The sequence below is a fragment of the Rathayibacter sp. AY1F9 genome, assembly GCF_002932155.1.
GTDB lineage: Bacteria > Actinomycetota > Actinomycetes > Actinomycetales > Microbacteriaceae > Rathayibacter.
Window position 1 is genome coordinate 70,788 of record NZ_PSVA01000006.1, and the last position, 23,287, is coordinate 94,074.

Below are 23,287 nucleotides of genomic sequence, written 5' to 3' on the forward strand. Positions count from 1 at the left end.
GCGCGGGGAGGTGCGGTCATGAGCGGTGGAACCGGCGACGCGCCCCTTCCCGCGCGGCTCGAGCTGCCGGCAGGCGCCCTCCTGCGTCCTCTCGTCTCGAGCGATGCGGACCTCCTGCACGCGGTGATCGGCGAGCAGCGACCGTGGCTCGCGGCTCTCCTCCGCGGGGACGATCCGGCCGCCCTGCCGTCGGCGTCCCTCGGCGACGACGTACGCGGTCTCCTGCGCCTCGAGGAGGAGTCGCGTGCGGGCAGAGCGCACGCGTTCCTGCTCGTCGGCCCGGACCGCACCGAGGCGCTGGGCGCTCTGAGCGTCCGGCCCGGCGGCGGCGACTCCGCCGAGGGCTCCTGGTGGGTCGTCCCCGCCGTCCGGGGCTCGCGGCTCGAGGAGGAGCTCGACGCCTACGCGCGCCGCTGGCTCCAGCAGCACTGGCCCTTCGACACAATCACCACGCCCGACAACCACCCCGACGATCCCGCCTCCCTGGCCGGGGCGAACATCGTGGCGCTCGTGCCCGTCGCGCCGGAGCGCACAGCCCTCCCCGACGCCGACGCCGCCTCGGCGGCGCTCCTCTGGGCGGAGTACCGCTCCACGCATCCGGGAGTCGACGAAGCGCTCCCGCCGGTCGAGTCGTTCGGCGACAGCACGGCGATGGCGGACGAGCTGCTGGGCCTCGTGCGGCGCGGAGTGAAGACGGCCACGGCGTCCCTCGCCGAGGAGGGGGCGCCCGTCGCGGGCGACCACTGGATCGTCTGCGACGGCGCGGGAGCGGCGCGTGTCGTCCTCGTGACGGACGAGGTGCGGACCGGTCCGCTCGACTCCGTCGACGACGCGTTCGCCTGGGCCGAGGGCGAGGGGGACCGCACGCGCGCCTCCTGGCTCGACGGCCACCGCCGCTACTTCGCCCGCGTCTCACCGGGCGGCCTCGGCGACGTGGTCTTCGAGCGCTTCCACGTGGTCTGGCCGGAGGCCGACGCCGAGCGCGCGGCCGCCTTCGCCCGCTCGGTCGGAGCGTTCCGGCCCGAGGAGCTCGACGGGACTCCCGTGCAGGACTAGGGGGTTTCCCGGATGCCCCGCTCAGGCGCCCTGCGCCAGAGTGGAGTCATGGCTACTCTCGTGCGCCCCCGTCGGGGCAGGATCATCGCCGGCGTCTGTGCCGGTCTCGCCCGCCGATTCGGCTGGAGCCCCTTCGTGGTGCGTCTCCTGTTCGTGCTCTCGTGCCTCCTCCCGGGGCCGCAGATCATCGCCTACCTCGTGATGTGGGTGGTCATCCCGAAGCAGAAGTGACCGAGGCCCCCGCTCCGAGCAGCCTCTGAGAGAACGCTCAGCACTCGGAGCGACGAGGGGCCTACGGTGGCGGTGTGCGTCCGTCGGGCGCCGAGGAGGAGATCATGGGATTCCTGGACCGACTGCTGGGCCGCGACGAGCAGCCCGAGAGCGCACGCCGCTCGACGTACGCGCCGCCGCAGGCCGCGGACCGCAGGCCCGAGTACGGCTCCCCTCCGGCGACGTATCCGCGCACCGACGATGAGCGTGCCATCGAGCGCTACCGCTATCTCCTCCGCACCGCGCCGCCCGAGGCGATCGAGCAGGTGCACCGCGAGGCCTTCGAGCAGCTGACCCCGGAGCAGCGCCAGCAGGTCTTCCGAGAGCTCAGCGAGGGGGCCCCTGTCGGCGACGCGCCGAAGGACGACGATCCCCGCACGCTCGCCCAGTCCGCCACGAGGAGCGAGCTGCGCCAGCCCGGATTCATGGAGCGGCGCTTCTCCGGCGGCGGAGGCATGGGCTTCGGCGGCGTCCTCGCCTCCTCGATGCTCGGCACGATCGCCGGGTTCGCGATCGGCTCGGCCATCGCGGGCGCGTTCCTCCCCGACGCGGGAGGCGACTACGCCGGCGGTGACGGCGGGGGAGACGCCTCGGCCGACGGCGGAGCGGATGCGGGAGGTGCGGACGCCTCCGGTGCGGACGCCGGAGACGGCGGCGGCTGGGGCGACTCCGGCAGCGGCGACTTCGGTGGCGGAGGCGACTTCGGCGGGGGCGGCGACTTCGGAGGCGGCGACTTCGGCTTCTAGCCTCGTTGCAGAGGGCCCCCGATCACGGACAGTGGTCGGGGGCCCTCGCTCGTTCCGGGCTAGTCCTCGTCGGTCAGCATCGCCTTCACCTGGCGGCGGAGGACCTTGCCGATCATGCTCCGCGGCAGCTCGTCGACGACGGTGATCCGCTTGGGCACCTTGTAGGGGGTCAGCGCATCCCGGACGGCCTTGCGGGCGGCTGCGACGTCGAGCTGCGCGCCCGGCTCCAGGACGACCGCCGCCGCCACGGACTCGCCGCTGCGCGGATCGGGCAGGCCGACCACCGCCACCTCCTTGATCTCGGGCAGGCGGAGCAGCACCTCCTCCACCTCGGACGGCGAGACGTTGAAGCCGCCGGTGATCACGAGCTCCTTGATCCGGTCGACGATGCGCACGAAGCCGTCCTCGTCGATCGTCGCGATGTCGCCGGTGCGGAACCAGCCGTCGCCGGTGAAGGTCGCCGCCGTCTCGTCGGGCTTGCGGTGGTAGCCCCGGAACACCTGCGGACCGCGCACGACCAGCTCGCCCTGGTCGCCGGTCGCCACCTCCGTGTCGGGATCCTCGGGGTCGACGATCCGCACGTCCGTGCCGGGCAGCGGGAGCCCGACCGTCCCGGCGCGTCGCGTCGGACCGACCGGGTTGGCCATCAGGACCGGAGAGGTCTCCGAGAGGCCGTAGCCCTCGACGAGCGTGCCTCCGGTCAGCGCCTCGAACGACTCGACCAGCGCCGGGTCGAGCGGCATCGCGCCGGAGATGGCGATCTCGATGCCGCGCAGGGAGACGCCCCGCTGCTGCGCGCTGCGCGCCAGGCGCTCCGCGATCGGCGGAACGGCCGGGAGGAAGGTGGCGGGGTGCTTCTTGACGACCTTCAGCACCAGCTCCGGGTCGAACTTCGGGAACAGCACCAGGCGCGCGCCCATGCTCATCGCGAAGGTGAGGCAGAGCGTCAGCCCGTAGGCGTGGAACATGGGGAGCACTGCGTAGACCACGCAGTCGCCGCGGCGGACCGTCGGCACCCAGGCGCGCGACTGGGCGGCGTTCGCCGTCAGGTTCGCGTGGGTCAGCTCGGCGCCCTTGGGCGTGCCGGTCGTGCCGCTCGTGTACTGAATGACCGCGAGGTCCTCCGCGACCGGGCGCGGGTGCGCCGGGTCGATCCGCCGCCTCAGCAGCGTCTCCCAGTCGATCGCGCCGCGGACCGGCCCGGTCAGCGCGGCGCGCGACTCCCGGGCCTTCTTCAGCGGCAGGCGGAGGGCTGCGCGCATCGAGGCGGGCATCGCGCGGGTGAGGTCGACGGCGACGACGGTCTCGACGCCGAGATCGGCCGGGAGGTCCTGCACCGTCGGCACGACGCGGTTCCAGGCGATCGCGACACGAGCGCCGTGGTCCTCGAACTGGTGGCGCAGCTCGCGCGGGGTGTAGAGCGGGTTGTGCTCGACCACCACGGCGCCGAGCCGGAGGACGGCGTAGAAGGCGACGACGTGCTGCGGGCAGTTCGGGAGGACGAGGGCGACAGGATCGCCCGCGCGGACGCCCAGGCGGCGGAGGCCCTCGGCGGCCCGCTCCACCTCGTCGGCGAGCTGGGAGTAGCTGGTCGAACGGCCGAAGAACTCGAGCGCGACCTGGTGGGGATACCGCTCGGCCGACTCGGTGACGATGTCGACGAGCGAGCCGGTCGGGAGCTCGAGCTCCGTCGGCACGCCGGGCGCGTAGCTGCGGATCCAGGGGCGGGGCGGGTGGGTGCTCACCCGCCCCACTCTAGGAGGAGGTGCCGGGGCTCAGGCTCCCTGAGCCACCGCGTCCTCGATCGGGGTGGGACCGGAGACGATCTCCCACGTCTTCGCGATGGAGGTCGGCTGCGCCAGGGCGGCGATCACCGTGGCGGCGACGTCCGCTCGGGGGATGCTCCCCTTCTCGACGGAGGTGCCGAGCGTGATCGTGCCGGTGCCCTCGTCGTCCGTCAGCCCGCCCGGGCGGAGGATCGTGTAGTCGAGGCCGGAGTCGCGCAGTGCCGCGTCGGCGTCGCGCTTGGCCTCGACGTAGGCCTTCCAGCCCTCCTCCGTGTCCACGGGGAGCGGCTCGTCCACACCGATCGCGCTGACCTGCACGAAGTGCTGGACCCCGACGATCGCGGCGGCCTTCTGGCTGAGGACGGACGCCCCCAGGTCGACGGTGCGCTTGCGCTCCGGGCCCGAGTCGGGTCCGGCTCCGGCGGTGAAGACCATGCCGTCGACGTGGCCCAGCGCCTCGGCGAAGGCCTCGGGCGTCGTGTCCTCGAGGTCGTGCACGAGCGGCTCGCCGCCCAGCCGGACGATGTCCTCGGCGTGATCGGGGTTGCGGATCACTCCGACCGACTCGTGGCCGGCGTCGTAGAGCAGGTGCAGGATCTGCTGCCCCACCTTGCCGTGGGCTCCGATGACGGCGATGCGTGTCATGGACGTTCCTCTCCTCGTCGGGGCGGGTCGCCCCGTGTTCGTGGTCCACTCCATCCTGCCGCGGCGTCCCTGGACGCCCCCAGGCCTTGACGGCGTCCGGGCGCCGGGCCGTCAGGCGGCGAGGCGGTCGTCGCGTCCGGTGATGGCGAGCAGGCGGCTCTGGAGGGAGGCGGCGTCGTCGACCGGCACGGGCGCGGCGTAGAGGCCGCTCGCGCGCAGGGTCTCCTCCTGGGGTGCGAAGAGCTCCCAGACCGCTGCGACGAGCTCCTCGTCCAGCCGCTCGTCGCTGCCGGTCGCGCGGGCGAGGTCCCAGGCGTGGACGGTCACATCGGCCGTCTGCTCCTGCAGCAGCTCGACGGCGCTGACGGTGTCGCGCCCCAGCTGCACGGTCGCCGCCGGGTCGACGGTGCGGACAGCGACGCGCAGGCGGTCGGTCACGCGGCGCCACTCGCTCCTCAGATCGGTGGCGACGGACTCGAGTCGCAGCGCCGACTCGTCGCCGCCCGAGAGGAGCGTGTGCGCGCGCTGCTGCTCGCGGACGACGTGCAGCACGAGCGCGCGCGTGTCCCACTCGGTGTCGGGCGTGGGGGCCGACCAGTCCTCGACGGCGCTCAGCCGGAGCTCGAAGACGCGGTGGGCGCGGTCCTGCAGATCGAGCCAGCGGCTCATCTCGGCGCCGGGGCCGGTCTCGGTGGCGGTGGGGGAGTCGGGCTGCTCGTGCGTCATGGTCTCTCCGGAGCGTCGTGGTGCTCGGGTCAACCGCGAGTGGTCGGCGCTCATTCCCGGCCGGCCCGCGCGCAGCGGTCGAGCGGCCGATGTCGGTGGTGCGTGCGAGCATGTCCCAGGGCGTGGGCGAGCAGGACGGAGCGGCGTGAGCAGGCAGGACGGCACGGCGTGAGCGAGCAGGACGGCACCGCGTGAGCAAGCAGGACGGCACGGGGCGGCAGGTCACGACCGAGCCCTTCGACGACCCGCGCGCGAGCATCATGCACATCGACATGGACGCGTTCTTCGCCTCCGTCGAGCTGCTCGACCGGCCGGATCTGCGCGGGAGGCCGGTCATCGTGGGCCATCACGGAGCGCGCTCCGTCGTCACAGCGGCGACGTACGAGGCGCGCCGCTACGGCGTCAACTCGGCGATGCCCATGGCGGTCGCCCTCCGCCGCTGCCCGCAGGCCGTGGTCCTCGAGCCGCACATGGAGCGCTACCGCGAGGCCTCTCGCCGCGTCATGGCGATCTTCGACTCCTTCACGCCGCTGGTCGAGCGTCTGAGCATCGACGAGGCGTTCCTCGACGTCGCGGGTGCCCGCCGCATCTCGGGCTCGCCGTTCGCGATCGGCACCGAGATCCGCCGCCGGGTGCACGCCGAGCTCGGGCTGACCTGCTCGGTCGGGATCGCCAGCACCAAGTTCGTCGCCAAGCTCGCCTCCGGCCGCTCCAAGCCCGACGGTCTGCTGGTCGTCCCCGCCGACGGCGTCCGCGAGTTCCTCGATCCGCTGCCCGTGAGCGCGCTGTGGGGAGTCGGCGCGAGCACGGAGGAGGCGCTTCTGCGCCGCGGTCTGCGCACCGTCGCCGACGTCGCGACCACCCCGCTGCCGTCGCTGGTGTCCGCCCTCGGCGAGGCGACCGGGAGGCGCCTGCACGCCCTGGCGAACGGGGTGGATCCGCGGCCGGTCGACACCCGCCAGATCGAGAAGAGCGCCGGACACGAGATCACGTTCGCCGACGACGTGGCCGACCCCGAGCTCGTCCGTCGTGAGCTGCTGCGGCTCTGCGACAAGGTCGCCGTGCGGATGCGCCGCTCGGGAGTGCGCTGTCGCACCGTCGCGGTGAAGGTGCGCTTCGGCGACTTCAGCACCCTCACCCGCTCCCGCACGCTCGTCGAGGCGACGGACGTGGCCCGGGTCCTCTACGAGGCCTCCTCCGCGCTCCTCGAGGCGGCCAACCCGATGCGGCGGCCCGTGCGGCTGATCGGCGTGCGCGGCGAGCAGCTGGTCGAGGGCGACGACGTCGCGTTCTCCCTGTGGAGCGACTCCGACGACTGGCGCGACGCGGAGCTCGCGGTCGACGGCGTGGCCGCCCGCTTCGGCTCCGGAGCCGTGCGTCCCGCCTCGCTCCTGTCCCGGTCGGCTCCCGAGTCGGCCAAGGGGATCGACCTCAGCGACACGCTCGCTACGCGGAACCGATCGTCAGACTGATCGGGCGGTGGTCGGAGCCGTTCGGCGGCAGGACCGCGACGGTCGCGGCGGTGACGCCGTCGGCGAGCGCGTGGTCGAGCGAGACGAGCGGCAGCAGGGACGGCCAGGTCGCCGGGAAGCCGACTCCGCCCGTGCGGACGAGGCCCGCCTCCGCCAGCACCGGAGCGAACAGGTGGTCGTCCGTCGGCGTGTTGAAGTCGCCGATGACCAGTGTCCGCTCCGACTCGTCGTCTCGGAGAGCGGTGGCGAGGTTCGAGAGCATGGTGTCCCGCTCCTCGTGGTCGCCCGGCCGGAACGAGGCGAGGTGCACCACGAACAGGCGTGCGCTGCCGACCGGCGTGTCGACGTCGACGGCGAGCGCGCGCTCCCAGCCGAGACCGAGGTCGAGCGGCTCCTCGTCGGTCAGCTCGGTCCGGCTCCAGACGCCGACGGTGCTCGAGACGGACGAGTAGGGGTACTCGTCGGCCAGCTCGGCGTCGACCGCGTCCACGGCGTCTCCGTCGAGCTCCTGCAGCGCGATCACGTCGGGGCCGCGGGCGGCCAGCGAGGCGGCGAGCCCACCGGCGTCGCCGCTCGTCTCGATGTTCTGGCTGACGACGGTGAACGAGCCGGAGCGCACGGCCGGCGCCGGAAGCGCGACCGGCAGCACCAGCACGCCGTAGACCATCGCCAGCACGGTGACCGCGGCCGCCGTCCGGCGCGACCGGAGGGCCGCCGCGGCCGCGATGAGGAGCAGGACGAGCAGCCCGGTCCACGGGATCCCGACCTCGAGGACCGACAGCCAGCCGATCGGATCGGGCAGCGCGCGGTGGAAGGCGAGGAAGGCGGCGAGCACGAGGCTCGCGACCGCCACCGCGGCCGAGCGCACGGGGCGGCGGCGGCGGGTGCGGGCGGACATCCGTCGATCATGGCAGCAGGTCCCCGGAGGTCCATGGACGAGTCCTGTGCGCCCCGGCGGGCCGCTTGTCGCCGCGGAGAGCCGCGGAGTACCGTCGCACCATGCCCAACATCGCAGTCTCCCTGGCCGACACCGTCACCACCGCGGGTACCGCGACGATCTACGGAGAGCCCGTCACCGTCGACGGCGTCTCGCTCGTCCCCGTCGCCCTCCGCTGGTTCGGTTTCGGCGGAGGCAGCGGCTCCGAGGACGGCCAGGAGGGCGGCGGCGGAGGCGGAGGCGCCACGGTCATCCCGATCGGCGCGTACATCAAGGACGACCTCGGCCTGCGGTTCCAGCCGAACGTTATCTCGGTCCTCGCCGTCGGCATCCCCTTCGTGTGGGTGACCGGCAAGGCCCTCGCGCGCATCATCCGCGCCCTCAAGAAGTAGCCGGAGCGGCCCCGCGTCAGCTGGCGCGCTGCTGGCGCGCGGGGTACCACTTCTTCTTCGTCCGGCCGAAGCCGACGATCAGACGCTCGGCGTCGTCCGGCCGGCGGGGGTCGTAGATCACCGCGGCGGGCTCACCGGCCATCCACGCGTCCCCCCGCTTCAGCGGGTACTTCTGCGCGCGCTTCTCCACACCCTCGGCGGTCCGGTAGACGACCAGGAGCCTGCCCAGATCCCGTGCCGAATCGCGATCGCCGCGTGCCGGATCCGGCCCGACGACGCGCGCCGGCACCCGCGTGCCGTAGCTGAGCAGCTCGCGGCGGATCCGCGCACGGCGCTGCCAGAGCAGGGCCTGCAGCAGGACGATCAGCAGCACGGCCAGGACGACGACCACCGACCACGACATGACGTCTATGATTGCCGACGAACACGGGAGTCCGGTGCACCGGGCTGAGAGGAAGGCAGCAGCCTTCGACCGTCGAACCTGATCTGGGTCATGCCAGCGAAGGAACGTTTCGATCTCCTCTTATCAACCCGTGCCCTCCATTCGCTTCCACGAAAGGGCACGTCAGTGCAGAACACGAACGCGCAGAACACGAACGCGCAGAACACGAACGCGCAGAACCTCACCTCCTCCGCCCCGGCCCGGCGCGATCTGCGCTGGCGGGTCGTCGACATCGTGGTGGCGAGCGTCGTCGCCGTCGCGAGCGGGATCGTCTTCTGGGCCTGGGGCCTGGCGACGAACGTCCTCGGCCTCGCCTTCGAGTTCCTGCCCGGGCTCGGCGGGCTCCTCGGCGGCGGCTGGCTCTTCGCCGGCGTCCTCGGCGGCCTGATCATCCGCAAGCCCGGAGCCGCGCTCTACACCGAGCTGGTCGCCGCGGCCGTGTCGGCCCTGATCGGCACCCAGTGGGGCTTCACCGTGCTGATCTCCGGACTCGTGCAGGGACTCGGCGCGGAGATCGTCCTGGCGCTCTTCCTCTACCGCAGCGGCCGTCCGCTCGTCGCGATGCTGGCCGGTGCCGGTGCGGGGCTCGCCCTCGCGATCAACGACCTGCTGTCGTACTACGCCGTCAACGACGCGCTCTTCAAGACCGTCTACGTCGCCTCCTCGATCGTCTCGGGCGCGCTCCTGGCCGGGCTGCTGTCCTGGTTCGCGGTGCGGGGGCTCGCGGCCTCGGGAGCGCTGGACCGCTTCGCCTCCGGGCGCGAGGGCCGGACGGTCGAGGGAGCCGGCGCGGGCGCTCGATGAGCGGCGCCTCCGTCCGGGCGCGGGGCTGGAGCTGGCGGCATGCGGGACGCTCCCGCGACGCCCTCTCCGGCCTCGATCTCGCGCTGGAGCCGGGGGAGCGCGTGCTGCTCCTCGGCCCCTCCGGTGCGGGCAAGAGCACGCTGCTGCACGCCCTGGCCGGCGTCCTCGGCGGGGAGGAGGACGGCTCCTCGGCCGGCGAGCTCGAGATCGACGGAGCGGCGCCGCTCACCCGGCGCGGTGTCGCGGGACTCGTGCTGCAGGATCCGGACACTCAGGCGGTCCTGGCGCGGGTCGGCGACGACGTCGCGTTCGCCTGCGAGAACCTCGGCGTGCCGCGCGAGGAGATCCCCGCGCGGGTGCGGGAGGCACTCGGCGACGTCGGGCTCGACGTGCCGTTGGACCACTCCACCTCGGCGCTCTCGGGCGGGCAGAAGCAGAGGCTCGCCCTGGCGGGTGTGCTCGCCATGCGTCCGCGGCTCCTGCTCCTCGACGAGCCCACCGCCAACCTCGATCCGGACGGTGTACGCGAGGTGCGGGCGGCGGTGGAGCGCACGGCCGCCCGCACGGGGGCGACGCTGATCGTCGTCGAGCACCGGGTCGACGTGTGGGTCGGCCTCGTCGACCGGGTCGTGGTGCTCGGGCGGGACGGCGCGGTCGTCGCCGACGGCGCTCCGGTCGAGGTCCTCGATCGAACGCACGACGTGCTCGGCGCCTCCGGCGTCTGGCTGCCCGGTGACACCCCCGCCCGGCGCGGGGCGAGCGTGCTGCCCTCGCCCGCCGCCCTGAGCGCGCACGACCTCGCCATCGGCCGGCCCGTCCTCGGGCGCCGCCGCTCGACCATCGTGGCCTCGGGGCTCGAGCTCGCCGTCGACTCCGCGCGGGCCACGGCCGTGCTGGGACCCAACGGCGCGGGGAAGTCGACCCTCGCGCTCACGCTGGCCGGTCTCCTGCCGCCGGTCGCGGGGCGGGTGACCGCCTCCGAGTCGCTCCGCGCCGGTGCGGGCCCGGAGCCGATCCGCTGGTCCTCGGCTCAGCTCGCCGGACGGATCGCGATGGTGTTCCAGGAGCCGGAGCACCAGTTCCTCACCGCTCGCGTGCGCGCCGAGCTCGCGCTGGGCGCCCGCGACGAGACGGAGCGGCATCGGGCGGAGGAGCTCCTGGAGCGCCTCGGCCTCGCGCACCTCGCCGACGCCAATCCGTTCACCCTCTCCGGAGGCGAGAAGCGGCGCCTGGCCGTCGCGTCCGCCCTCACCCGGTCGCCGTCCGTACTCGTCCTCGACGAGCCGACGTTCGGGCAGGACCGCCTGACCTGGGAGGTGCTCGTCGACCTCCTCGCCGAGCAGCGCGACGCGGGCACGGCGGTGCTCGCCGTCACCCACGACGAGGCGCTGGTCGCCGCCCTCGCCGACTCGGTCGTCACGCTCGGCGCCCGCGAGGCGGTGTCGGGATGACGCTCCTCGACTCCGTTCCCGCGCGCAGCCGGATCGCCCGGGCCAACCCGGTCGCCAAGCTCCTCGCCAGCCTGGTCATCGCGTTCGCGCTCCTCCTCACGGTCGATGCGGTCTCCGCGGCGACGGCGCTGGCGCTCGAGCTGCTGGTTCTGCCCTTCGCGGGGCTCCGGGCGGGTGAGCTCGTGCGGCGGACGGCTCCCGTCTGGATCGCGGCTCCGCTCGCCGGCCTCTCGACAGTCCTCTACGGGCGTGACAGCGGCGCCGTCTACGCGGAGTTCCTCATCGTCTCGGTCACAGAGGGATCCGTCGCCCTCGGGCTGGCCATCGCGCTGCGCGTCCTGGCGATCGGACTGCCGAGCGTGGTCCTCATCGCCACCACCGACCCGACGGACCTGGCGGACGGCCTCGCGCAGATCCTGCGCCTGCCCTCGCGCTTCGTGCTCGGCGCTCTCGCCGGCATGCGGCTCGTCGGTCTGCTCGTCGACGACTGGCGCACCCTGTCGATGGCCCGCCGGGCCCGTGGGGTCGCCGACGGCCGCGGGCCCGTCGAGGCGCTCCGCAGCCTCACGGCCCGCACGTTCTCGCTGCTCGTGCTGGCCATCCGGCGGGGGAGCAGGCTCGCGACGGCGATGGAGGCGAAGGGCTTCGGCTCCGGCGTCCCGCGCACCTGGGCGCGGCAGTCGCGCCTCGGAGCCGGCGACCTCCTGCTGCTCGCGGGCGGAGTGCTGATCGCTGCCGTCGCCGTGACCGCCGCCGTCGTCACCGGCTCCTGGAGCTTCGTCCTGCATGGCTGAGCGGATCCTGCCGCTGACGGATCGGACGGCGGACGACCTCGCCCGCTCCGTGATCGCGCGGCGCCGTCGGACGGTGCTGCTGGACGGACCGAGCGGCTCCGGCAAGTCGACGTTCGCGCGCGCGCTGGTCGAGCAGCTCCGTCTCGCGCCGACGGCACCGTCGGTCGCGCTCGTGCGGATGGACGACCTCTACCCCGGCTGGACGGGCCTGGACCGGGCGTCGCGGGAGACGGCCGGGACGCTCGTCCGCCCCCACGGCCTCGGCCTCGCGGCGCACTGGCGGCCCTGGAACTGGGCCGCGGGGACGACGGCCGGGCGCCGCGTCGTCCGCGAGACGCTTCTGGTGCTGGAGGGCTGCGGGTCGGCCGGCGCCGCCGCGCGTCGCCACGCCGATCTGGTGGTCTGGCTGGAGGCCGACGACGAGGTGCGGCGCGTGCGTGCGCTCGAGCGCGACGGCGAGCTCTTCGCTCCGCACTGGGACGCCTGGGACCGCGACTTCCGCTCCTACTGCGCTCGGGAGCGGCCCCGGGAGAACGCCGACCTCGTGCTGGACACGGGCGGCGGGGGAGCGGTGCGCGGCTGAGGGGTCCCCTCCGAGCGCGGCGACGCGCGGATGCCGGTGAGAGGCTCGCCCTCGGCGGTGATCAGGCCCAGCCGAGCTCGTGCAGCCGGTCGTCGTCGATGCCGTAGAAGTGGGCGATCTCGTGGACGAGCGTGACGTGGATCTCGTCGCGCAGCGCGTCCAGATCGTCGCACGCGGCGAGGTGCGGCTCGCGGAACAGCACGATGCGGTCGGGCATCTCGCCGAAGCCGTAGCGCTCGCGCTCGGTCAGGGCGACGCCGTCGTAGTAGCCGAGCAGATCCAGGGTCCCGTCCTCGGGCCGGTCCTCCACGACGAAGACGACGTTGTCGAGCCCGTCGACCATGTCGTCCGGGAGCGCGTCGAGCTCGGAGATCACCAGGGCTTCGAAGGCGTCCTCGTCCAGCTCGAGCATCCGGGACCTCTCTGCGTCGGCGATCGCTGCCGGTCGCCGGATGTGCGAAGAGGCCCGGAGTCGGAACTCCGGGCCTCTTCCGCTGCATTCACAGCCACTGGGGTGAGTAACGGGGCTCGAACCCGCGACCTCCTAGACCACAACCAGGCGCTCTGCCAACTGAGCTATACCCACCAGGAGCGTGTTCCGGCGGGGTGACCCGCCGAAGCAACTGTACGAGAGTACTACATCCGCGAGGCGAACTCGTCCACGACGGCGGCCGACACGGCCTGCACCTCGGCGGTGCTCGGCCCCGGCTGCTCCACGAACACGGCACGGCGGTAGTACTGCAGCTCTCGGATGCTCTCGAGGATGTCGGCGAGAGCGCGGTGTCCGCCGTGCTTCTTGGGCGCGTTGAAGTAGATGCGCGGGAACCAGCGCCGTGCCAGCTCCTTGATCGTGCTGACATCGACGTTGCGGTAGTGCAGGTGGCCGTCGAGGCGCGGCATGAACTTCGCGAGGAAGGCGCGGTCGGTGCCGATCGAGTTGCCGGCGAGGGGGGCCTGCTGCTCCGCCGGGACGTGCTTCAGCACGTACTCCAGCACCTCGTACTCGGCCTCCGCGACGCTGACGCCGGAGGGGATCTCGACCAGCAGCCCGGAGGTCTCGTGCATCGACCGGACGAAGTCGCCCATGTTCTCGAGCGCGGTCGCGTCGGGCCGGATGACGAGGGAGAGCCCCTCGTCGAGCGGGTTCAGCTCGAAGTCGGTGACGACGACGGCGATCTCGACGAGCTCGTCGACGGAGAGGTCGAGCCCCGTCATCTCGCAGTCGATCCAGACAAGACGGTCGGGGGTGCTACTCATGCGGGGCAGTCTATCGGCGGCCGCCGACACCCGGTCCGGCCGTCCCGCTCCTCCTACACTGGACCCTCGTGATCACGCTCGCCTGCTGCCTCCTGATCGTCAACGCCGTGTGGAACGCGATCGTCTGGCCGCCCTTCCTCCGCCGCGTCCGCAAGGACCCGCGGGCGCGCGACGCGGACGGCCGCGCGACGACCTTCCTCCGCGTGCACACGGTGCTCATCGGCGTGTCGCTCGCCCTCGCCGTGGTCTCCCTGGTCGTGGGAGTGCTGGGACTCGTCCGGGGCGCCTAGGCCCCGGCGGGCGCGTCCTCTGCGCTTCGGTATCGTGGTCGCAGTCCGCCCCCGTAGCTCAGCGGATAGAGCAGGAGCCTTCTAATCTCTTGGTCGCAGGTTCGATTCCTGCCGGGGGCACCATCGGATCGGGAGCGCGCCGGTCGCCGTCCCTAGTCTTGTCCCGGTGGCGTGCGGATCAGCGTCGACGCCTCGCGCCCGTCCTTCGACCGCGTCGCGGCCTCTCCTCGGGCGGCGCTGCGCTCCTCCGAGGAGTGACGCCCGGCACCCACGGGGTTTTCCTCCGCTCCGGTGACCCTCGGACGAGGACTCGCGGTCGCCCCACCAGTAACACACCGGCAAATCGGAGGCAACACCGGCGTGTTTCCCACCCGAAGTCGTTTGAGTGTCATTCAGGCACCTAGTCTTGGGGTGTCCGGAATTACAACGACGTAACGAACGGAGGTACGACCATGCTGCTCCTCGCCATCCTCGGTGGAATCGCCGTCGCGTGGACGATCGTCGCGGCGCCCCTCGCCGTACTGGTCGGCCGAGTCGCCCGTGCACGTGATGCACACAGCTAGTCAGTACACGCACCGCCCGCACCACGGAGAAGGCCCCGATCGCACTCGCGATCGGGGCCTTCTTCTCGTGGTCGGGAGCCTTCAGACCGAGCTGCGCTCCTGGCCTCGGTCGTCGTCCGAGGCGGACCGCTCGAACCGGGCCTCGTCCGCCCGGACGACCGCCTCGTCGTCGGCCGGCACGTCGTCGCGGTCTCCGTCGGCCGGAGCCGACGGCGTCGCGTCGTGCTCCGCGTCCGGCTGCGGCTCGGCGGCAGGAGCCGAGCGCTGCGGGTCGACGGGCGGCAGCTCCTCCACGGGACGCTCGCGCGACGGCACCTCCAGGCGGTCGACGTCGGCGAGCAGGCGGCGGGTCTCCTCCTGCGAGGCGTCCCCGGCCGACGCGGGGAGGACGATCGTGGGCGTCTGCGGGGCTGCAGAGCCGGAGGCGGAGCCCGCGCCGACGACGACCGGTGCGACGGCGGTCGGTGCGGCGGCCGGGGGAGCGGTGCGCTGGGGAGCGGCCTCGGCGGTGCTCGCGGCCCGATCGGACGACGGAGCGGACTCGGCGGAGCGGTCTCGACCCGTCTCCGAGAAGCGCCAGCGCTCGAGGTCGGCGAGGAAGGCCTTCCGGGCGCGCCCGGGCTTGTCCCGCCACTGCACGAGGCGGTCGCGGAACTCGCCCACGCTCGCCTGCGTCTGGTAGCCGCCGGTGCTCGACGTGTGCTTCAGCTCGGCGAGCTCGTGAGCGGCCCAGTTGGCCGCGACGCCGGAGCCCTTGACGGGCAGGAGGCGCAGGTGCGTCTCGGCCTGCGCGGACGCGCGGTCGCTGAGGACGCGCTCCGGGCTGCTGAGGACGTTCCAGGCCGAGGCGTCGACCGCGGCGTCGACGAGCGTCGCGATGACCGCGTTCTTCCGCTCGTGATCCTGCTGACGGATGAGGCGCGCGATGGACGCTCGGAAGACGGAGGCGATCACGATCGCTCCGACCACCACGGCCAGCAGGACCACAGCGGCCGTGAAGACCGCCTGGTGCCCGTCGCTCGTGCGGATCCAGGACATGAACTCGTTCCACCACTGCATGGGGCGAACGCTATCCGGGGCGGTCGCCGCGGCCCGGTCGGCACGCCGCCGACCGGGCGGATCGGCGCGTCAGGCGACGCGGAAGACCTCGATCGCGTCGTCAACGCTCCAGAACTCGCCGAGCTCGGCGCCGGCGGGCATGCCCGCCCGCAGCAGCCGGGCGCGGTACCGCTCGCCGAGCGGATCCTCGATCAGCTCGATGTGACCGACCACGGCGCCCGAGCCGGTGCTCACGCGCCACAGCCGGGCGTTGACCCGGGTGAGCGTCGGCGGGGTGCGGGTGGCGTGCAGCGTGGACAGGGACATCGGTTCCTCCTGCTCGAGTCTCGGAGCACCCACCGGCCGAGTGCTGTCGCAGACTACGGCCGACCACCGACATCCCCGCCGGGGCGTCAGCGCAGGGTCGTGCCGTGCACCGCGAACTCCTCGATCGCGTCGATCTCCTCCTGCGAGAGGGGGCCGGCGTCCAGCGCGGCGACGTTCTGCTCGAGCTGCGCGACGCTCGACGCGCCGATGATGGCGCTCGTGACGGTGGGCACCCGGAGCACCCAGCTCAGGGCGAGCTGGGCCAGCGACTGGCCGCGCTGCTGCGCGATCGCGTTCAGGCCGCGGGCGCGCGTCAGGTACGCCTCGTCGATCCGGTCGGAGGAGAGGAAGCGCGACGTCGCCGCACGGGACCCCTCCGGCACGGTGCCGTCGAGGTAGCGGTCCGTCAGGAGCCCCTGCGCCAGCGGCGAGAAGACGATGCAACCGGTGCCGAGCTCGTCGAGCACGGGGAAGAGGCCGTCCTCGGGTCCGCGGTCGAAGAGCGAGTAGCGGGGCTGGTGCAGGAGGAGCGGCACTCCGCTGCCCGCCAGTGCCGCCTGCGCGGCCCGGGTCTGCTCGGGCGAGTAGTTCGAGATGCCGGCGTAGAGCGCCTTGCCCGACTCCACCGCCGAGACGAGAGCGCCCATGGTCTCCTCGATCGGAGTCTCCGGGTCCGGACGGTGCGAGTAGAAGACGTCGACGTAGTCGACGCCGATCCGCTGCAGGCTCTGGTCGAGCGAGGAAAGCAGGTACTTGCGCGAGCCGCCGTCCCCGTACGGGCCGGGCCACATGTCGTATCCGGCCTTGGAGGAGATGACGATCTCGTCGCGGTACGGGCGGAGGTCCTCCGCGAGGATGCGGCCGAAGGCCGTCTCGGCGGCGCCGTAGGGCGGTCCGTAGTTGTTCGCGAGGTCGAAGTGGGTGACGCCCAGGTCGAACGCGCGGCGGAGGATCGCGCGCTGCGTGTCGAGGGAGCGGTCGGATCCGAAGTTGTGCCAGAGGCCCAGCGACAGGGCGGGCAGCAGCAGTCCGCTCCGTCCGGTGCGTCGGTAGTCCATGCGGTCGTAGCGGGCGGGGGCGGCGTCGTAGCTCACGCCGCGACTCTATTGCAGGGGGCGGATCCGCGGAATGCAGGGGGCGGTGAGCGTGTTGGAAGGACTGACGCCTCCGGCACCCCGGACGCGTCGACGCGACAGGAAGTGAGTCACACGCAATGCGCACATTCGTACTCGCCGGAGGATGCTTCTGGTGTCTGGACGCCGTCTACCGCGTCCTCGACGGCGTGACCGACGTCGTCTCCGGCTACACCGGCGGCCGCACGACCGAGCCCGACTACGAGGACGTCTGCTCCGGGCGCACCGGCCACGCCGAGGCCGTCGCCGTCACCTTCGACCCCGAGGTCATCCCCGAGCAGGTCGTCCTCGACGTCTTCTTCACCCTGCACGACCCGCGACAGCTGAACCGCCAGGGCAACGACGTCGGCACGCAGTACCGCTCGGCGATGTTCTACTCCTCCGACGAGGAGAAGGAGCTGTTCGAGACCGCGCGCGACCGTGCGTCCGAGTGGTGGGACGGCCCGATCGTCACCGAGATCTCGCCGCTGGGCGTCTACTACCCCGCCGAGGACTACCACCAGGACTTCTTCGCGAAGAACCCGGGCCAGGGCTACTGCATGGCGGTCGCACTGCCCAAGGTGAACAAGATCCGCAAGTCCTACTCGAGGTACATCATCGCATCGTAACGCTCCTCCACAGGGGACGATCCGCTCGTCCTCTCCCCAGAAGGGCCCGCCTCCACCTCGGAGGCGGGCCCTTCGTCGCGACACTGGCCCTGCGGCGCCCGAGTGGTACCAGCCCCCTCCGCCCGGGCGCCGTGCCCGTCGCAGCCGTGGCGGGGCAGGAGTAGAGAGGACACGACCATGACCGACACCCTGACCGTCATCGGGACCATCGGCACCGAGCCCCGGAGCATCGACACCTCCAGCGGCACCGCGATGACCAGCTTCCGGCTCGCCTCGACGCAGCGGCGCTACAACCGCTCGGAGCAGCGCTGGGTCGACGTCTCGACCAACTGGTACACCGTCACCGCGTTCAACGGCCTGGCCGGCAACGCGCTGTCCTCCCTGTCGCGCGGCGACCGGATCCTGGTCACCGGGCGGCTCGGGGTGAGGGCCTGGGAGGCGGGAGGCAAGGCCGGTACCGATGTGGTCCTCACGGCCGAGGGCATCGGGCACGACCTCGCCTGGGGGACCAGCAGCTTCACGAAGACCGTCGGGCGCGCCTCTGCTCCCGCCCCCGCCGCCGAGCCCGCGTGGAGCGAGGAGGCGCCGCGCGAGGGCGCCGCGGCGGGGGACTGGGGCGCGTCGGGCCAAGACCGCGGTGATGCCGTGCCCGAGCCGCCGGTGGCGGCGGGCGTCGGCGGAGGCGCTCCCGGTCTCTCGGTAGGATCCGGGGAGACCCCGTTCTGATCCGGGGGACCGGAGCGAGAGCCGTCCCGGTCGGGAGGAGCCGGGCGTGACACGGAACCGAGCGGCCCGCATCGCGCTCGTGCTCGGCGGTCTCGCCGTCTGCCTCTCCGGTTGCACGTCGCCGTCGGCGCCGGACCCCGTGGTGTCCTCCTCCGCGGCCGAGGCGCCGGCACCGGCGGAGTCCGCCGCACCCGTCGCCTTCGTGCCGGGCGGGACGACGGAGCAGAACCTCCCCGTGTTCGAGCAGACCCTTCGCGCGGCGGCCGAGCCCGATCCGGAGGTGAGCGGCTCCAGCGTGGTCGACGCGCTCGTCGCGGCGGGGTTCTCCCGCGAGTCGATGCAGCTGACAGCGGACGAGACCTCGGTCGGACTCGACGCGGACTCGGTGCAGGTCTCCGTCAAGCTCGGGGAGTCGTGCCTCATCGGCCAGTACGGCCCGAAGAGCGGCGGGGTGCGGGCGGAGATCGCGGCACCGATCGCGACCGGCGCCTGCCTGGTCGGCCGAACCGTTCCGATCCAGGGCTGACGCGCCGGACCCGACCGGGAACCGCCCCGCCATGCGCCCCGGTCGGGGTCGGAAAGGGCGAAAGGATCCTCGACGAGGCCCTTCGCCCGTCGAGCCCGAGAGAGCCCGGAGTTCGCCCGTCGCTCCTGCAGGACCACTCCGACCGGTGCGGATCCGAGCGTGAGCACAGCCTCGTGCGGGCGGACCGGTCGACGATCCCGGTGGTCGGCGGCGCCCTCCCCTCCCCGGGACGCCGCTCCGCACGGTTAGGCTGCCCTGACCGACACGTGGGCCCCAGCGCGGGCACCGCGACGGACGTGCCGACGGGACTGCTCGGCACGAGGACCACGACGAGGGGGAACTCGCCATGACCACATCCCGACCGCAGACGACGACGCGAGCGAGGTGGAGGCGCACCGCCATCGCGGTCGCGAGCACGGCAGCCGTCGTCCTCGGAGTGACGACAGGAGCCGGAGCGGCCGCCGCCGCGGAGAGCCGGATGGTCGCGCTGACGAGTCCCTACAACTGGTCGACCACCGAGACGTTCTCGGCCGCCCAGATCAGTCCCGTCGCCGGCGACGTCACCGGTCTCGACGTCACGCTCTCCGACTCCGCTCGGCCGACGGGACCGTACCCGGCGTTCACGACCTACAACTGGGCCATCGGGGACTACGACCTCGCCGGGTCGGCGACCCTCGCGTCCGGAAGTCGCAGCTTCCGCATCGACCTGAAGCAGCCCCTCGCCTCGTTCGGCAGTGGAACCGTCGCTCTGCAGATCACTGCGCAGAAGCAGCCGATCAAGAACCCCGAGGAGCCGATCGGCCAGCCGGTCGACAGCGGCTACGAGCTGACCACGTCGGCCACCCTCTCCGTCGCCGAAGCCTCCGGCAGCGGCGGCGTCGGCGGGGTCGACCTCAGCGGGACCGCGCAGACGCTGCAGCGGAGCGCCGCGTACTTCGCGTACAAGAAGGACGTCGACGTCGTGGAGGTCAAGGGCGGCGACACCGTCGTCCTCGAGTCCAACCGGGACGGCTTCTACGACCTCCAGGGGCTCGCCGCCTACGTCGGTCCCAGCAGGACCGAGCGGATCCCCGCCCAGGTGGTCGCGGACAACGATCAGTCCAAGGTCACCGTGACGATCCCGTCCAGCGCCTACGACGCCTACAAGGACCGCGTGAGCAGCCTGCTCCAGGTCACCGGCATCAGCAACGGCAGGGTGGAGCAGCCCCGCGGAGCGACCATCACGTCGGACGCCGCGGTCCGTGTGACGGGAAGCGGAGCCACCACCCCGCCGGTCACGCCGTCCCCGACGGCCACCGCGACCACCCCGCCGGTCACGCCGACCCCGACCACTCCTCCGGTCACACCCACTCCGACCGCAACGCCGACGGCCCCGCCCGCCGGCTCGCCGGTCGTCTCGCGCATCTCGGGCACCGACCGTCAGGGCACCGCGGTCGAGGTGTCCAAGCGCACCTTCCCGGCGAACGTCCCCGTCGTCTACGTCGCCACCGGGCAGAACTTCCCGGACGCGCTCAGCGCCGGACCCGCCGCGGCCAAGGCGGGCGGGCCGCTGCTCCTGGTCGACCGCGACTCGGTGAGCCAGGTCGTCCGCACCGAGCTGACGCGTCTCAAGCCCGCGAAGATCGTCGTCGTCGGCTCCGAGCTCAGCGTCGGCAGCCAGGTCTACAGCGACCTGGCCGCGTATGCGCCGAAGGGGAAGACCACACGCATCGGCGGAGTCGACCGCTACGACACCTCGAAGCTGATCCTCCAGGACGCCTTCAGGGGCGGCTCCTCGAGGGCCTGGCTGGCCACGGGCGAGAAGTTCCCCGACGCCCTGAGCGCCAGCGCCGCAGCCGGCGCGAATCGCGCTCCGGTGGTGCTGACCAACGGAACCGGCTCCACGGTGGACCCCCTCACCCAGCAGATCATCAGCGGCCTCGAGGTCAGTAGCTTGACGATCGCGGGCTCGACGCTCTCGGTCAGCGCCGGCATCGAGCGCTCGATCACGGGCCCGGTGATCACCCGCATCGGCGGGACCGACCGGTACGACACCTCGGAGAAGCTGAACAAGGCGGCCTTCACCTCGGCGAAGACCGTCTACCTCGCGACCGGTGAGAAGTTCCCCGACGCCCTGGCCGGAGCCACGGCGGCGGGCTACACCGGGAGCCCGCTCTTCGCGGTCCAGCCCACCTGCGTGCCCCGGGCGGTCCTCGCCGACATCACCGCGTCCAAGGCGACGCAGGTGATCCTGCTCGGCAGCACGGACACGCTGTCCGAGGCGGTGGAGCGCCTGACGCCCTGCAGCTGATCCGCACCGTCGTCCGCTGACGCGATCCGCCCTCCCCACCGGCCCGGCCGGAGCGGAGGGCGGTCCGCGTTCAGACGCTCCCTCCGACGCGGACCGGCGAGTTCCCGTTATCCTCGTCTGGTGCGGACGGTCCCGCGGCCTGCGCTCCGCGTCGGCCGGGGCCCGGCGTCCCGCCCCGGTCCGAGCCTCCGTCAGCGCCTCCGCGCGGAGCAGGGGACCGGCGGGCGACCCGACTCCGCGCAGACCGACGGACTTGAGGACTGGGCATGGCTGAATACATCTACTCGATGGTGCGCGCGCGGAAGGCGGTCGGCGACAAGCTGATCCTGGACGACGTCACCATGTCGTTCCTGCCGGGAGCAAAGATCGGCGTGGTCGGGCCCAACGGCGCCGGCAAGTCGACGATCCTGAAGATCATGGCGGGGCTGGACACGCCGAGCAACGGCGAGGCGCGGCTCAGCCCGGGCTACACCGTCGGCATCCTGATGCAGGAGCCCGAGCTCGACGAGACCAAGACGGTGCTCGAGAACGTCCAGGAGGGCGTGGGCGAGATCAAGGGCAAGATCGACCGCTTCAACGAGATCTCCCTCGCGATGGCCGACCCGGACGCCGACTTCGACAGTCTCCTCGCCGAGATGGGGACCCTGCAGGAGGCAATCGACGCCGCCGACGCCTGGGACCTGGACTCGCAGCTGGAGCAGGCGATGGACGCGCTGCGCACCCCGCCGGGGGACTCCCTCGTCACCAACCTCTCGGGTGGCGAGAAGCGCCGCGTGGCGCTCACCAAGCTCCTCCTGCAGAAGCCCGACCTGCTGCTGCTCGACGAGCCCACCAACCACCTCGACGCCGAGAGCGTGCTCTGGCTCGAGCAGTTCCTCTCGAAGTACCCCGGCGCCGTGCTCGCCGTCACCCACGACCGGTACTTCCTCGACAACGTCGCGGAGTGGATCGCCGAGGTCGATCGCGGACACCTCTACCCCTACGAGGGCAACTACTCGACGTACCTCGAGAAGAAGAGCGCCCGCCTGGAGGTCCAGGGCAAGAAGGACGCCAAGCTCGCCAAGCGGCTCACCACCGAGCTCGACTGGGTGCGCAGCAACGCCAAGGGCCGTCAGGCCAAGTCGAAGGCGCGCCTGGCGCGCTACGAGGAGATGGCGGCCGAGGCCGAGAAGACGCGCGTGCTCGACTTCGAGGAGATCGTCATCCCGGTGGGCCCCCGTCTGGGCTCCCAGGTCATCGACGCGAAGAAGCTGCACAAGCAGTTCGGCGAGCGCGTCCTCATCGACGACCTCAGCTTCACGCTGCCCCGCAACGGCATCGTCGGCGTCATCGGCCCGAACGGCGTCGGCAAGACCACGCTCTTCAAGACGATCGTCGGCTTCGAGCCGCTCGACTCGGGCGACCTGAAGATCGGCGAGACGGTCGACATCTCCTACGTCGACCAGAGCCGCGGCGGCATCGACCCGCAGAAGAACCTGTGGGAGGTCGTCTCCGACGGGCACGACTACATCACCGTCGGGAAGACCGAGATCCCCTCCCGCGCCTACGTCTCGCAGTTCGGCTTCAAGGGCCCGGACCAGCAGAAGAAGGCCGGCGTCCTCTCCGGCGGCGAGCGGAACCGCCTCAACCTCGCGCTGACGCTCAAGCAGGGCGGCAACCTGCTCCTGCTCGACGAGCCCACCAACGACCTCGACGTCGAGACCCTGGGCAGCCTCGAGAACGCGCTCCTCGAGTTCCCGGGCTGCGCCGTGGTCATCACTCACGACCGGTGGTTCCTCGACCGGATCGCGACCCACATCCTCGCCTACGAGGGCACCGAGGAGGACCCGGCCAACTGGTACTGGTTCGAGGGCAACTTCGAGGCGTACGAGGAGAACAAGATCGAGCGCCTCGGCCCGGACGCGGCGAAGCCGCACCGCTCCGCGTACCGCAAGCTCACCCGCGACTGATGCGCCTGCACGTCGCCATCCCGCTGCGCTGGTCGGACTTCGACGCCTACGCGCACGTGAACAACGCCGAGATGCTGCGCCTGCTCGAGGAGGCGCGCATCCAGGCGTTCTGGAAGCCGGACTCGCCGCAGCCCGGCGGGATGGCGACGGCGGTGCTCGACGCACGGCCGGGCGCCGAGTCGATCAGCCTCATCGCCCGGCAGGAGATCGAGTACCTCGCGCCGATCCCGTACATGCGCGCGCCGATCGACGTGGAGCTGTGGATCGGGCGGATCGGCGGGGCGAGCCTCGAGGTCTGCTACGAGCTCTACTCGCCCGCCGGCGTCGTCCCGCGGGTGCTCTTCACGAAGGCGGCCACCACTCTGGTGCTGGTCACGGCCGCGACGGGCAGGCCCCAGCGCATCCCGGAGGAGCTCCGCGAGGCGTGGGGCCCCTACGTCGAGGAGCCCATCACCTTCTCGAAGCGGGGCTGAGC

General features: G+C 72.4%; 26 protein-coding genes, 2 tRNA genes and 1 riboswitch. Of the genes, 17 read left to right on the top strand and 11 right to left on the bottom strand.

Annotated features, from left to right (window positions below):
- The first annotated feature begins 18 nt into the window (after positions 1–18).
- The 3 genes from C5C37_RS05995 (at position 19) to C5C37_RS06005 (ending at position 2,072) form a co-directional block, all read left to right on the top strand.
- Positions 19–1,056: an ASCH domain-containing protein gene (locus tag C5C37_RS05995; RefSeq protein WP_104338639.1), complete on the top strand. Its 1,038-nt coding sequence runs from the start codon at positions 19–21 to the stop codon at positions 1,054–1,056.
- 48 nt (positions 1,057–1,104) lie between these two features.
- Positions 1,105–1,287 (top strand): PspC domain-containing protein, encoded by a 183-nt coding sequence (locus C5C37_RS06000; protein ID WP_104223873.1) that lies wholly within the window; start codon positions 1,105–1,107, stop codon positions 1,285–1,287.
- A 104-nt stretch (positions 1,288–1,391) separates the two neighbouring features.
- Complete coding sequence (locus tag C5C37_RS06005; protein ID WP_104338667.1) at positions 1,392–2,072, top strand: hypothetical protein; 681 nt, start codon at positions 1,392–1,394, stop codon at positions 2,070–2,072.
- A 59-nt stretch (positions 2,073–2,131) separates the two neighbouring features.
- On the opposite strand, the gene C5C37_RS06010 is transcribed toward C5C37_RS06005, so the two are convergent.
- From C5C37_RS06010 to C5C37_RS06020, 3 genes are all read right to left on the bottom strand, one after another.
- A complete protein-coding gene (locus C5C37_RS06010) occupies positions 2,132–3,817 on the bottom strand; it encodes a long-chain-fatty-acid--CoA ligase (protein ID WP_104338640.1) in 1,686 nt (561 codons plus the stop codon).
- A gap of 30 nt (positions 3,818–3,847) precedes the next feature.
- The gene (locus C5C37_RS06015; protein ID WP_104338641.1) at positions 3,848–4,504 is read right to left on the bottom strand and encodes an SDR family oxidoreductase; all 657 of its coding nucleotides are present in this window, start codon (positions 4,502–4,504) and stop codon (positions 3,848–3,850) included.
- Positions 4,505–4,615: 111 nt separating this feature from the next.
- Complete coding sequence (locus C5C37_RS06020) at positions 4,616–5,230, bottom strand: TIGR03086 family metal-binding protein (RefSeq protein ID WP_258074055.1); 615 nt, start codon at positions 5,228–5,230, stop codon at positions 4,616–4,618.
- 191 nt (positions 5,231–5,421) lie between these two features.
- On the opposite strand from C5C37_RS06020, the gene dinB reads away from it, so the two are divergent.
- On the top strand, positions 5,422–6,702 hold the full coding sequence (dinB, locus tag C5C37_RS06025; RefSeq protein WP_104226745.1) for a DNA polymerase IV: 1,281 nt from the start codon (positions 5,422–5,424) through the stop codon (positions 6,700–6,702).
- Here dinB and C5C37_RS06030 read toward each other — a convergent pair.
- Positions 6,677–7,600: an endonuclease/exonuclease/phosphatase family protein gene (locus tag C5C37_RS06030; protein ID WP_104250548.1), complete on the bottom strand. Its 924-nt coding sequence runs from the start codon at positions 7,598–7,600 to the stop codon at positions 6,677–6,679. The two genes, dinB and C5C37_RS06030, sit on opposite strands and share 26 nt — an antisense overlap.
- Positions 7,601–7,701: 101 nt before the next feature.
- Between C5C37_RS06030 and C5C37_RS06035 the strand changes: the two genes are divergently transcribed.
- Positions 7,702–8,031: a hypothetical protein gene (locus C5C37_RS06035; RefSeq protein ID WP_104223724.1), complete on the top strand. Its 330-nt coding sequence runs from the start codon at positions 7,702–7,704 to the stop codon at positions 8,029–8,031.
- 16 nt (positions 8,032–8,047) lie between these two features.
- On the opposite strand, the gene C5C37_RS06040 is transcribed toward C5C37_RS06035, so the two are convergent.
- The gene (locus C5C37_RS06040) at positions 8,048–8,434 is read right to left on the bottom strand and encodes a DUF3592 domain-containing protein (protein WP_104223723.1); all 387 of its coding nucleotides are present in this window, start codon (positions 8,432–8,434) and stop codon (positions 8,048–8,050) included.
- Positions 8,435–8,448: 14 nt separating this feature from the next.
- Positions 8,449–8,556, top strand: a riboswitch (TPP riboswitch).
- 43 nt (positions 8,557–8,599) lie between these two features.
- Here C5C37_RS06040 and C5C37_RS06045 point away from each other — a divergent pair.
- From C5C37_RS06045 to C5C37_RS06060, 4 genes are read left to right on the top strand one after another with little or no spacing between them, the layout of a single operon-like run.
- A complete protein-coding gene (locus C5C37_RS06045) occupies positions 8,600–9,277 on the top strand; it encodes an ECF transporter S component (RefSeq protein WP_104223722.1) in 678 nt (225 codons plus the stop codon).
- Positions 9,274–10,728, top strand: coding sequence for an ABC transporter ATP-binding protein (locus tag C5C37_RS06050; protein WP_104338642.1), 1,455 nt, complete (start codon positions 9,274–9,276; stop codon positions 10,726–10,728). Before C5C37_RS06045 ends, C5C37_RS06050 begins: the two co-directional genes overlap by 4 nt.
- Positions 10,725–11,522: an energy-coupling factor transporter transmembrane protein EcfT gene (locus C5C37_RS06055; RefSeq protein WP_104338643.1), complete on the top strand. Its 798-nt coding sequence runs from the start codon at positions 10,725–10,727 to the stop codon at positions 11,520–11,522. The genes C5C37_RS06050 and C5C37_RS06055 overlap by 4 nt, the downstream gene beginning before the upstream one ends.
- A complete protein-coding gene (locus tag C5C37_RS06060) occupies positions 11,515–12,105 on the top strand; it encodes an AAA family ATPase (RefSeq protein ID WP_181135679.1) in 591 nt (196 codons plus the stop codon). Before C5C37_RS06055 ends, C5C37_RS06060 begins: the two co-directional genes overlap by 8 nt.
- Positions 12,106–12,166: 61 nt before the next feature.
- On the opposite strand, the gene C5C37_RS06065 is transcribed toward C5C37_RS06060, so the two are convergent.
- The 3 genes from C5C37_RS06065 to orn form a co-directional block, all read right to left on the bottom strand.
- On the bottom strand, positions 12,167–12,517 hold the full coding sequence (locus C5C37_RS06065) for a metallopeptidase family protein (RefSeq protein ID WP_104223719.1): 351 nt from the start codon (positions 12,515–12,517) through the stop codon (positions 12,167–12,169).
- A 98-nt stretch (positions 12,518–12,615) separates the two neighbouring features.
- Positions 12,616–12,691, bottom strand: a tRNA-His gene (locus tag C5C37_RS06070).
- A 50-nt stretch (positions 12,692–12,741) separates the two neighbouring features.
- Positions 12,742–13,362: an oligoribonuclease gene (orn, locus tag C5C37_RS06075; RefSeq protein ID WP_104338644.1), complete on the bottom strand. Its 621-nt coding sequence runs from the start codon at positions 13,360–13,362 to the stop codon at positions 12,742–12,744.
- 68 nt (positions 13,363–13,430) lie between these two features.
- Between orn and C5C37_RS06080 the strand changes: the two genes are divergently transcribed.
- Together C5C37_RS06080 and C5C37_RS06085 are read left to right on the top strand one after the other, a co-directional pair.
- Positions 13,431–13,652: an SCO4848 family membrane protein gene (locus C5C37_RS06080; RefSeq protein ID WP_104223717.1), complete on the top strand. Its 222-nt coding sequence runs from the start codon at positions 13,431–13,433 to the stop codon at positions 13,650–13,652.
- 47 nt (positions 13,653–13,699) lie between these two features.
- Positions 13,700–13,775, top strand: a tRNA-Arg gene (locus tag C5C37_RS06085).
- A 521-nt stretch (positions 13,776–14,296) separates the two neighbouring features.
- Here the strand turns inward: C5C37_RS06085 and C5C37_RS06090 are convergent.
- The 3 genes from C5C37_RS06090 to C5C37_RS06100 all read right to left on the bottom strand — a co-directional run bounded on the left by C5C37_RS06090 (position 14,297) and on the right by C5C37_RS06100 (position 16,674).
- Positions 14,297–15,274 carry a hypothetical protein gene (locus C5C37_RS06090; protein WP_104238546.1) on the bottom strand — a complete coding sequence of 326 codons (978 nt, stop codon included), beginning with the start codon at positions 15,272–15,274 and terminating at the stop codon, positions 14,297–14,299.
- A gap of 69 nt (positions 15,275–15,343) precedes the next feature.
- A complete protein-coding gene (locus C5C37_RS06095; RefSeq protein ID WP_104338645.1) occupies positions 15,344–15,580 on the bottom strand; it encodes a hypothetical protein in 237 nt (78 codons plus the stop codon).
- 86 nt (positions 15,581–15,666) lie between these two features.
- Positions 15,667–16,674, bottom strand: coding sequence for an aldo/keto reductase (locus tag C5C37_RS06100; RefSeq protein ID WP_104223714.1), 1,008 nt, complete (start codon positions 16,672–16,674; stop codon positions 15,667–15,669).
- A 119-nt stretch (positions 16,675–16,793) separates the two neighbouring features.
- Here C5C37_RS06100 and msrA point away from each other — a divergent pair, with 119 nt between their 5' ends.
- The 6 genes from msrA to C5C37_RS06130 all read left to right on the top strand — a co-directional run bounded on the left by msrA (position 16,794) and on the right by C5C37_RS06130 (position 23,285).
- A complete protein-coding gene (gene msrA / locus C5C37_RS06105) occupies positions 16,794–17,321 on the top strand; it encodes a peptide-methionine (S)-S-oxide reductase MsrA (protein ID WP_104262818.1) in 528 nt (175 codons plus the stop codon).
- Positions 17,322–17,498: 177 nt separating this feature from the next.
- Positions 17,499–18,047, top strand: a complete 549-nt coding sequence (locus tag C5C37_RS06110) for a single-stranded DNA-binding protein (protein ID WP_104338646.1) — start codon at positions 17,499–17,501, stop codon at positions 18,045–18,047.
- A 46-nt stretch (positions 18,048–18,093) separates the two neighbouring features.
- Positions 18,094–18,573 carry a DUF6993 domain-containing protein gene (locus C5C37_RS06115; RefSeq protein WP_104338647.1) on the top strand — a complete coding sequence of 160 codons (480 nt, stop codon included), beginning with the start codon at positions 18,094–18,096 and terminating at the stop codon, positions 18,571–18,573.
- A gap of 346 nt (positions 18,574–18,919) precedes the next feature.
- The gene (locus tag C5C37_RS06120; RefSeq protein WP_104338648.1) at positions 18,920–20,863 is read left to right on the top strand and encodes a cell wall-binding repeat-containing protein; all 1,944 of its coding nucleotides are present in this window, start codon (positions 18,920–18,922) and stop codon (positions 20,861–20,863) included.
- A gap of 266 nt (positions 20,864–21,129) precedes the next feature.
- The gene (gene ettA, locus C5C37_RS06125; RefSeq protein ID WP_104223708.1) at positions 21,130–22,812 is read left to right on the top strand and encodes an energy-dependent translational throttle protein EttA; all 1,683 of its coding nucleotides are present in this window, start codon (positions 21,130–21,132) and stop codon (positions 22,810–22,812) included.
- Entirely contained in the window at positions 22,812–23,285 is a 474-nt protein-coding gene (locus C5C37_RS06130) for a thioesterase family protein (protein ID WP_104223707.1), read from the top strand. The genes ettA and C5C37_RS06130 overlap by 1 nt, the downstream gene beginning before the upstream one ends.
- Positions 23,286–23,287: the final 2 nt, after the last annotated feature.

What these genes read in the sequence shown, in the direction of transcription:
- C5C37_RS05995 (WP_104338639.1), top strand. Translation starts at nt 19, where the DNA reads ATGAGCGGTGGAACCGGCGACGCGCCCCTTCCCGCGCGGCTCGAGCTG.
- C5C37_RS06000 (WP_104223873.1), top strand. Translation starts at nt 1,105, where the DNA reads ATGGCTACTCTCGTGCGCCCCCGTCGGGGCAGGATCATCGCCGGCGTC.
- C5C37_RS06005 (WP_104338667.1), top strand. Translation starts at nt 1,392, where the DNA reads ATGGGATTCCTGGACCGACTGCTGGGCCGCGACGAGCAGCCCGAGAGC.
- C5C37_RS06015 (WP_104338641.1), bottom strand. Translation starts at nt 4,504, where the DNA reads ATGACACGCATCGCCGTCATCGGAGCCCACGGCAAGGTGGGGCAGCAG.
- C5C37_RS06020 (WP_258074055.1), bottom strand. Translation starts at nt 5,230, where the DNA reads ATGACGCACGAGCAGCCCGACTCCCCCACCGCCACCGAGACCGGCCCC.
- C5C37_RS06030 (WP_104250548.1), bottom strand. Translation starts at nt 7,600, where the DNA reads ATGTCCGCCCGCACCCGCCGCCGCCGCCCCGTGCGCTCGGCCGCGGTG.
- C5C37_RS06035 (WP_104223724.1), top strand. Translation starts at nt 7,702, where the DNA reads ATGCCCAACATCGCAGTCTCCCTGGCCGACACCGTCACCACCGCGGGT.
- C5C37_RS06040 (WP_104223723.1), bottom strand. Translation starts at nt 8,434, where the DNA reads ATGTCGTGGTCGGTGGTCGTCGTCCTGGCCGTGCTGCTGATCGTCCTG.
- C5C37_RS06050 (WP_104338642.1), top strand. Translation starts at nt 9,274, where the DNA reads ATGAGCGGCGCCTCCGTCCGGGCGCGGGGCTGGAGCTGGCGGCATGCG.
- C5C37_RS06055 (WP_104338643.1), top strand. Translation starts at nt 10,725, where the DNA reads ATGACGCTCCTCGACTCCGTTCCCGCGCGCAGCCGGATCGCCCGGGCC.
- C5C37_RS06060 (WP_181135679.1), top strand. Translation starts at nt 11,515, where the DNA reads ATGGCTGAGCGGATCCTGCCGCTGACGGATCGGACGGCGGACGACCTC.
- C5C37_RS06065 (WP_104223719.1), bottom strand. Translation starts at nt 12,517, where the DNA reads ATGCTCGAGCTGGACGAGGACGCCTTCGAAGCCCTGGTGATCTCCGAG.
- orn (WP_104338644.1), bottom strand. Translation starts at nt 13,362, where the DNA reads ATGAGTAGCACCCCCGACCGTCTTGTCTGGATCGACTGCGAGATGACG.
- C5C37_RS06090 (WP_104238546.1), bottom strand. Translation starts at nt 15,274, where the DNA reads ATGCAGTGGTGGAACGAGTTCATGTCCTGGATCCGCACGAGCGACGGG.
- C5C37_RS06095 (WP_104338645.1), bottom strand. Translation starts at nt 15,580, where the DNA reads ATGTCCCTGTCCACGCTGCACGCCACCCGCACCCCGCCGACGCTCACC.
- msrA (WP_104262818.1), top strand. Translation starts at nt 16,794, where the DNA reads ATGCGCACATTCGTACTCGCCGGAGGATGCTTCTGGTGTCTGGACGCC.
- C5C37_RS06110 (WP_104338646.1), top strand. Translation starts at nt 17,499, where the DNA reads ATGACCGACACCCTGACCGTCATCGGGACCATCGGCACCGAGCCCCGG.
- C5C37_RS06120 (WP_104338648.1), top strand. Translation starts at nt 18,920, where the DNA reads ATGACCACATCCCGACCGCAGACGACGACGCGAGCGAGGTGGAGGCGC.
- ettA (WP_104223708.1), top strand. Translation starts at nt 21,130, where the DNA reads ATGGCTGAATACATCTACTCGATGGTGCGCGCGCGGAAGGCGGTCGGC.
- C5C37_RS06130 (WP_104223707.1), top strand. Translation starts at nt 22,812, where the DNA reads ATGCGCCTGCACGTCGCCATCCCGCTGCGCTGGTCGGACTTCGACGCC.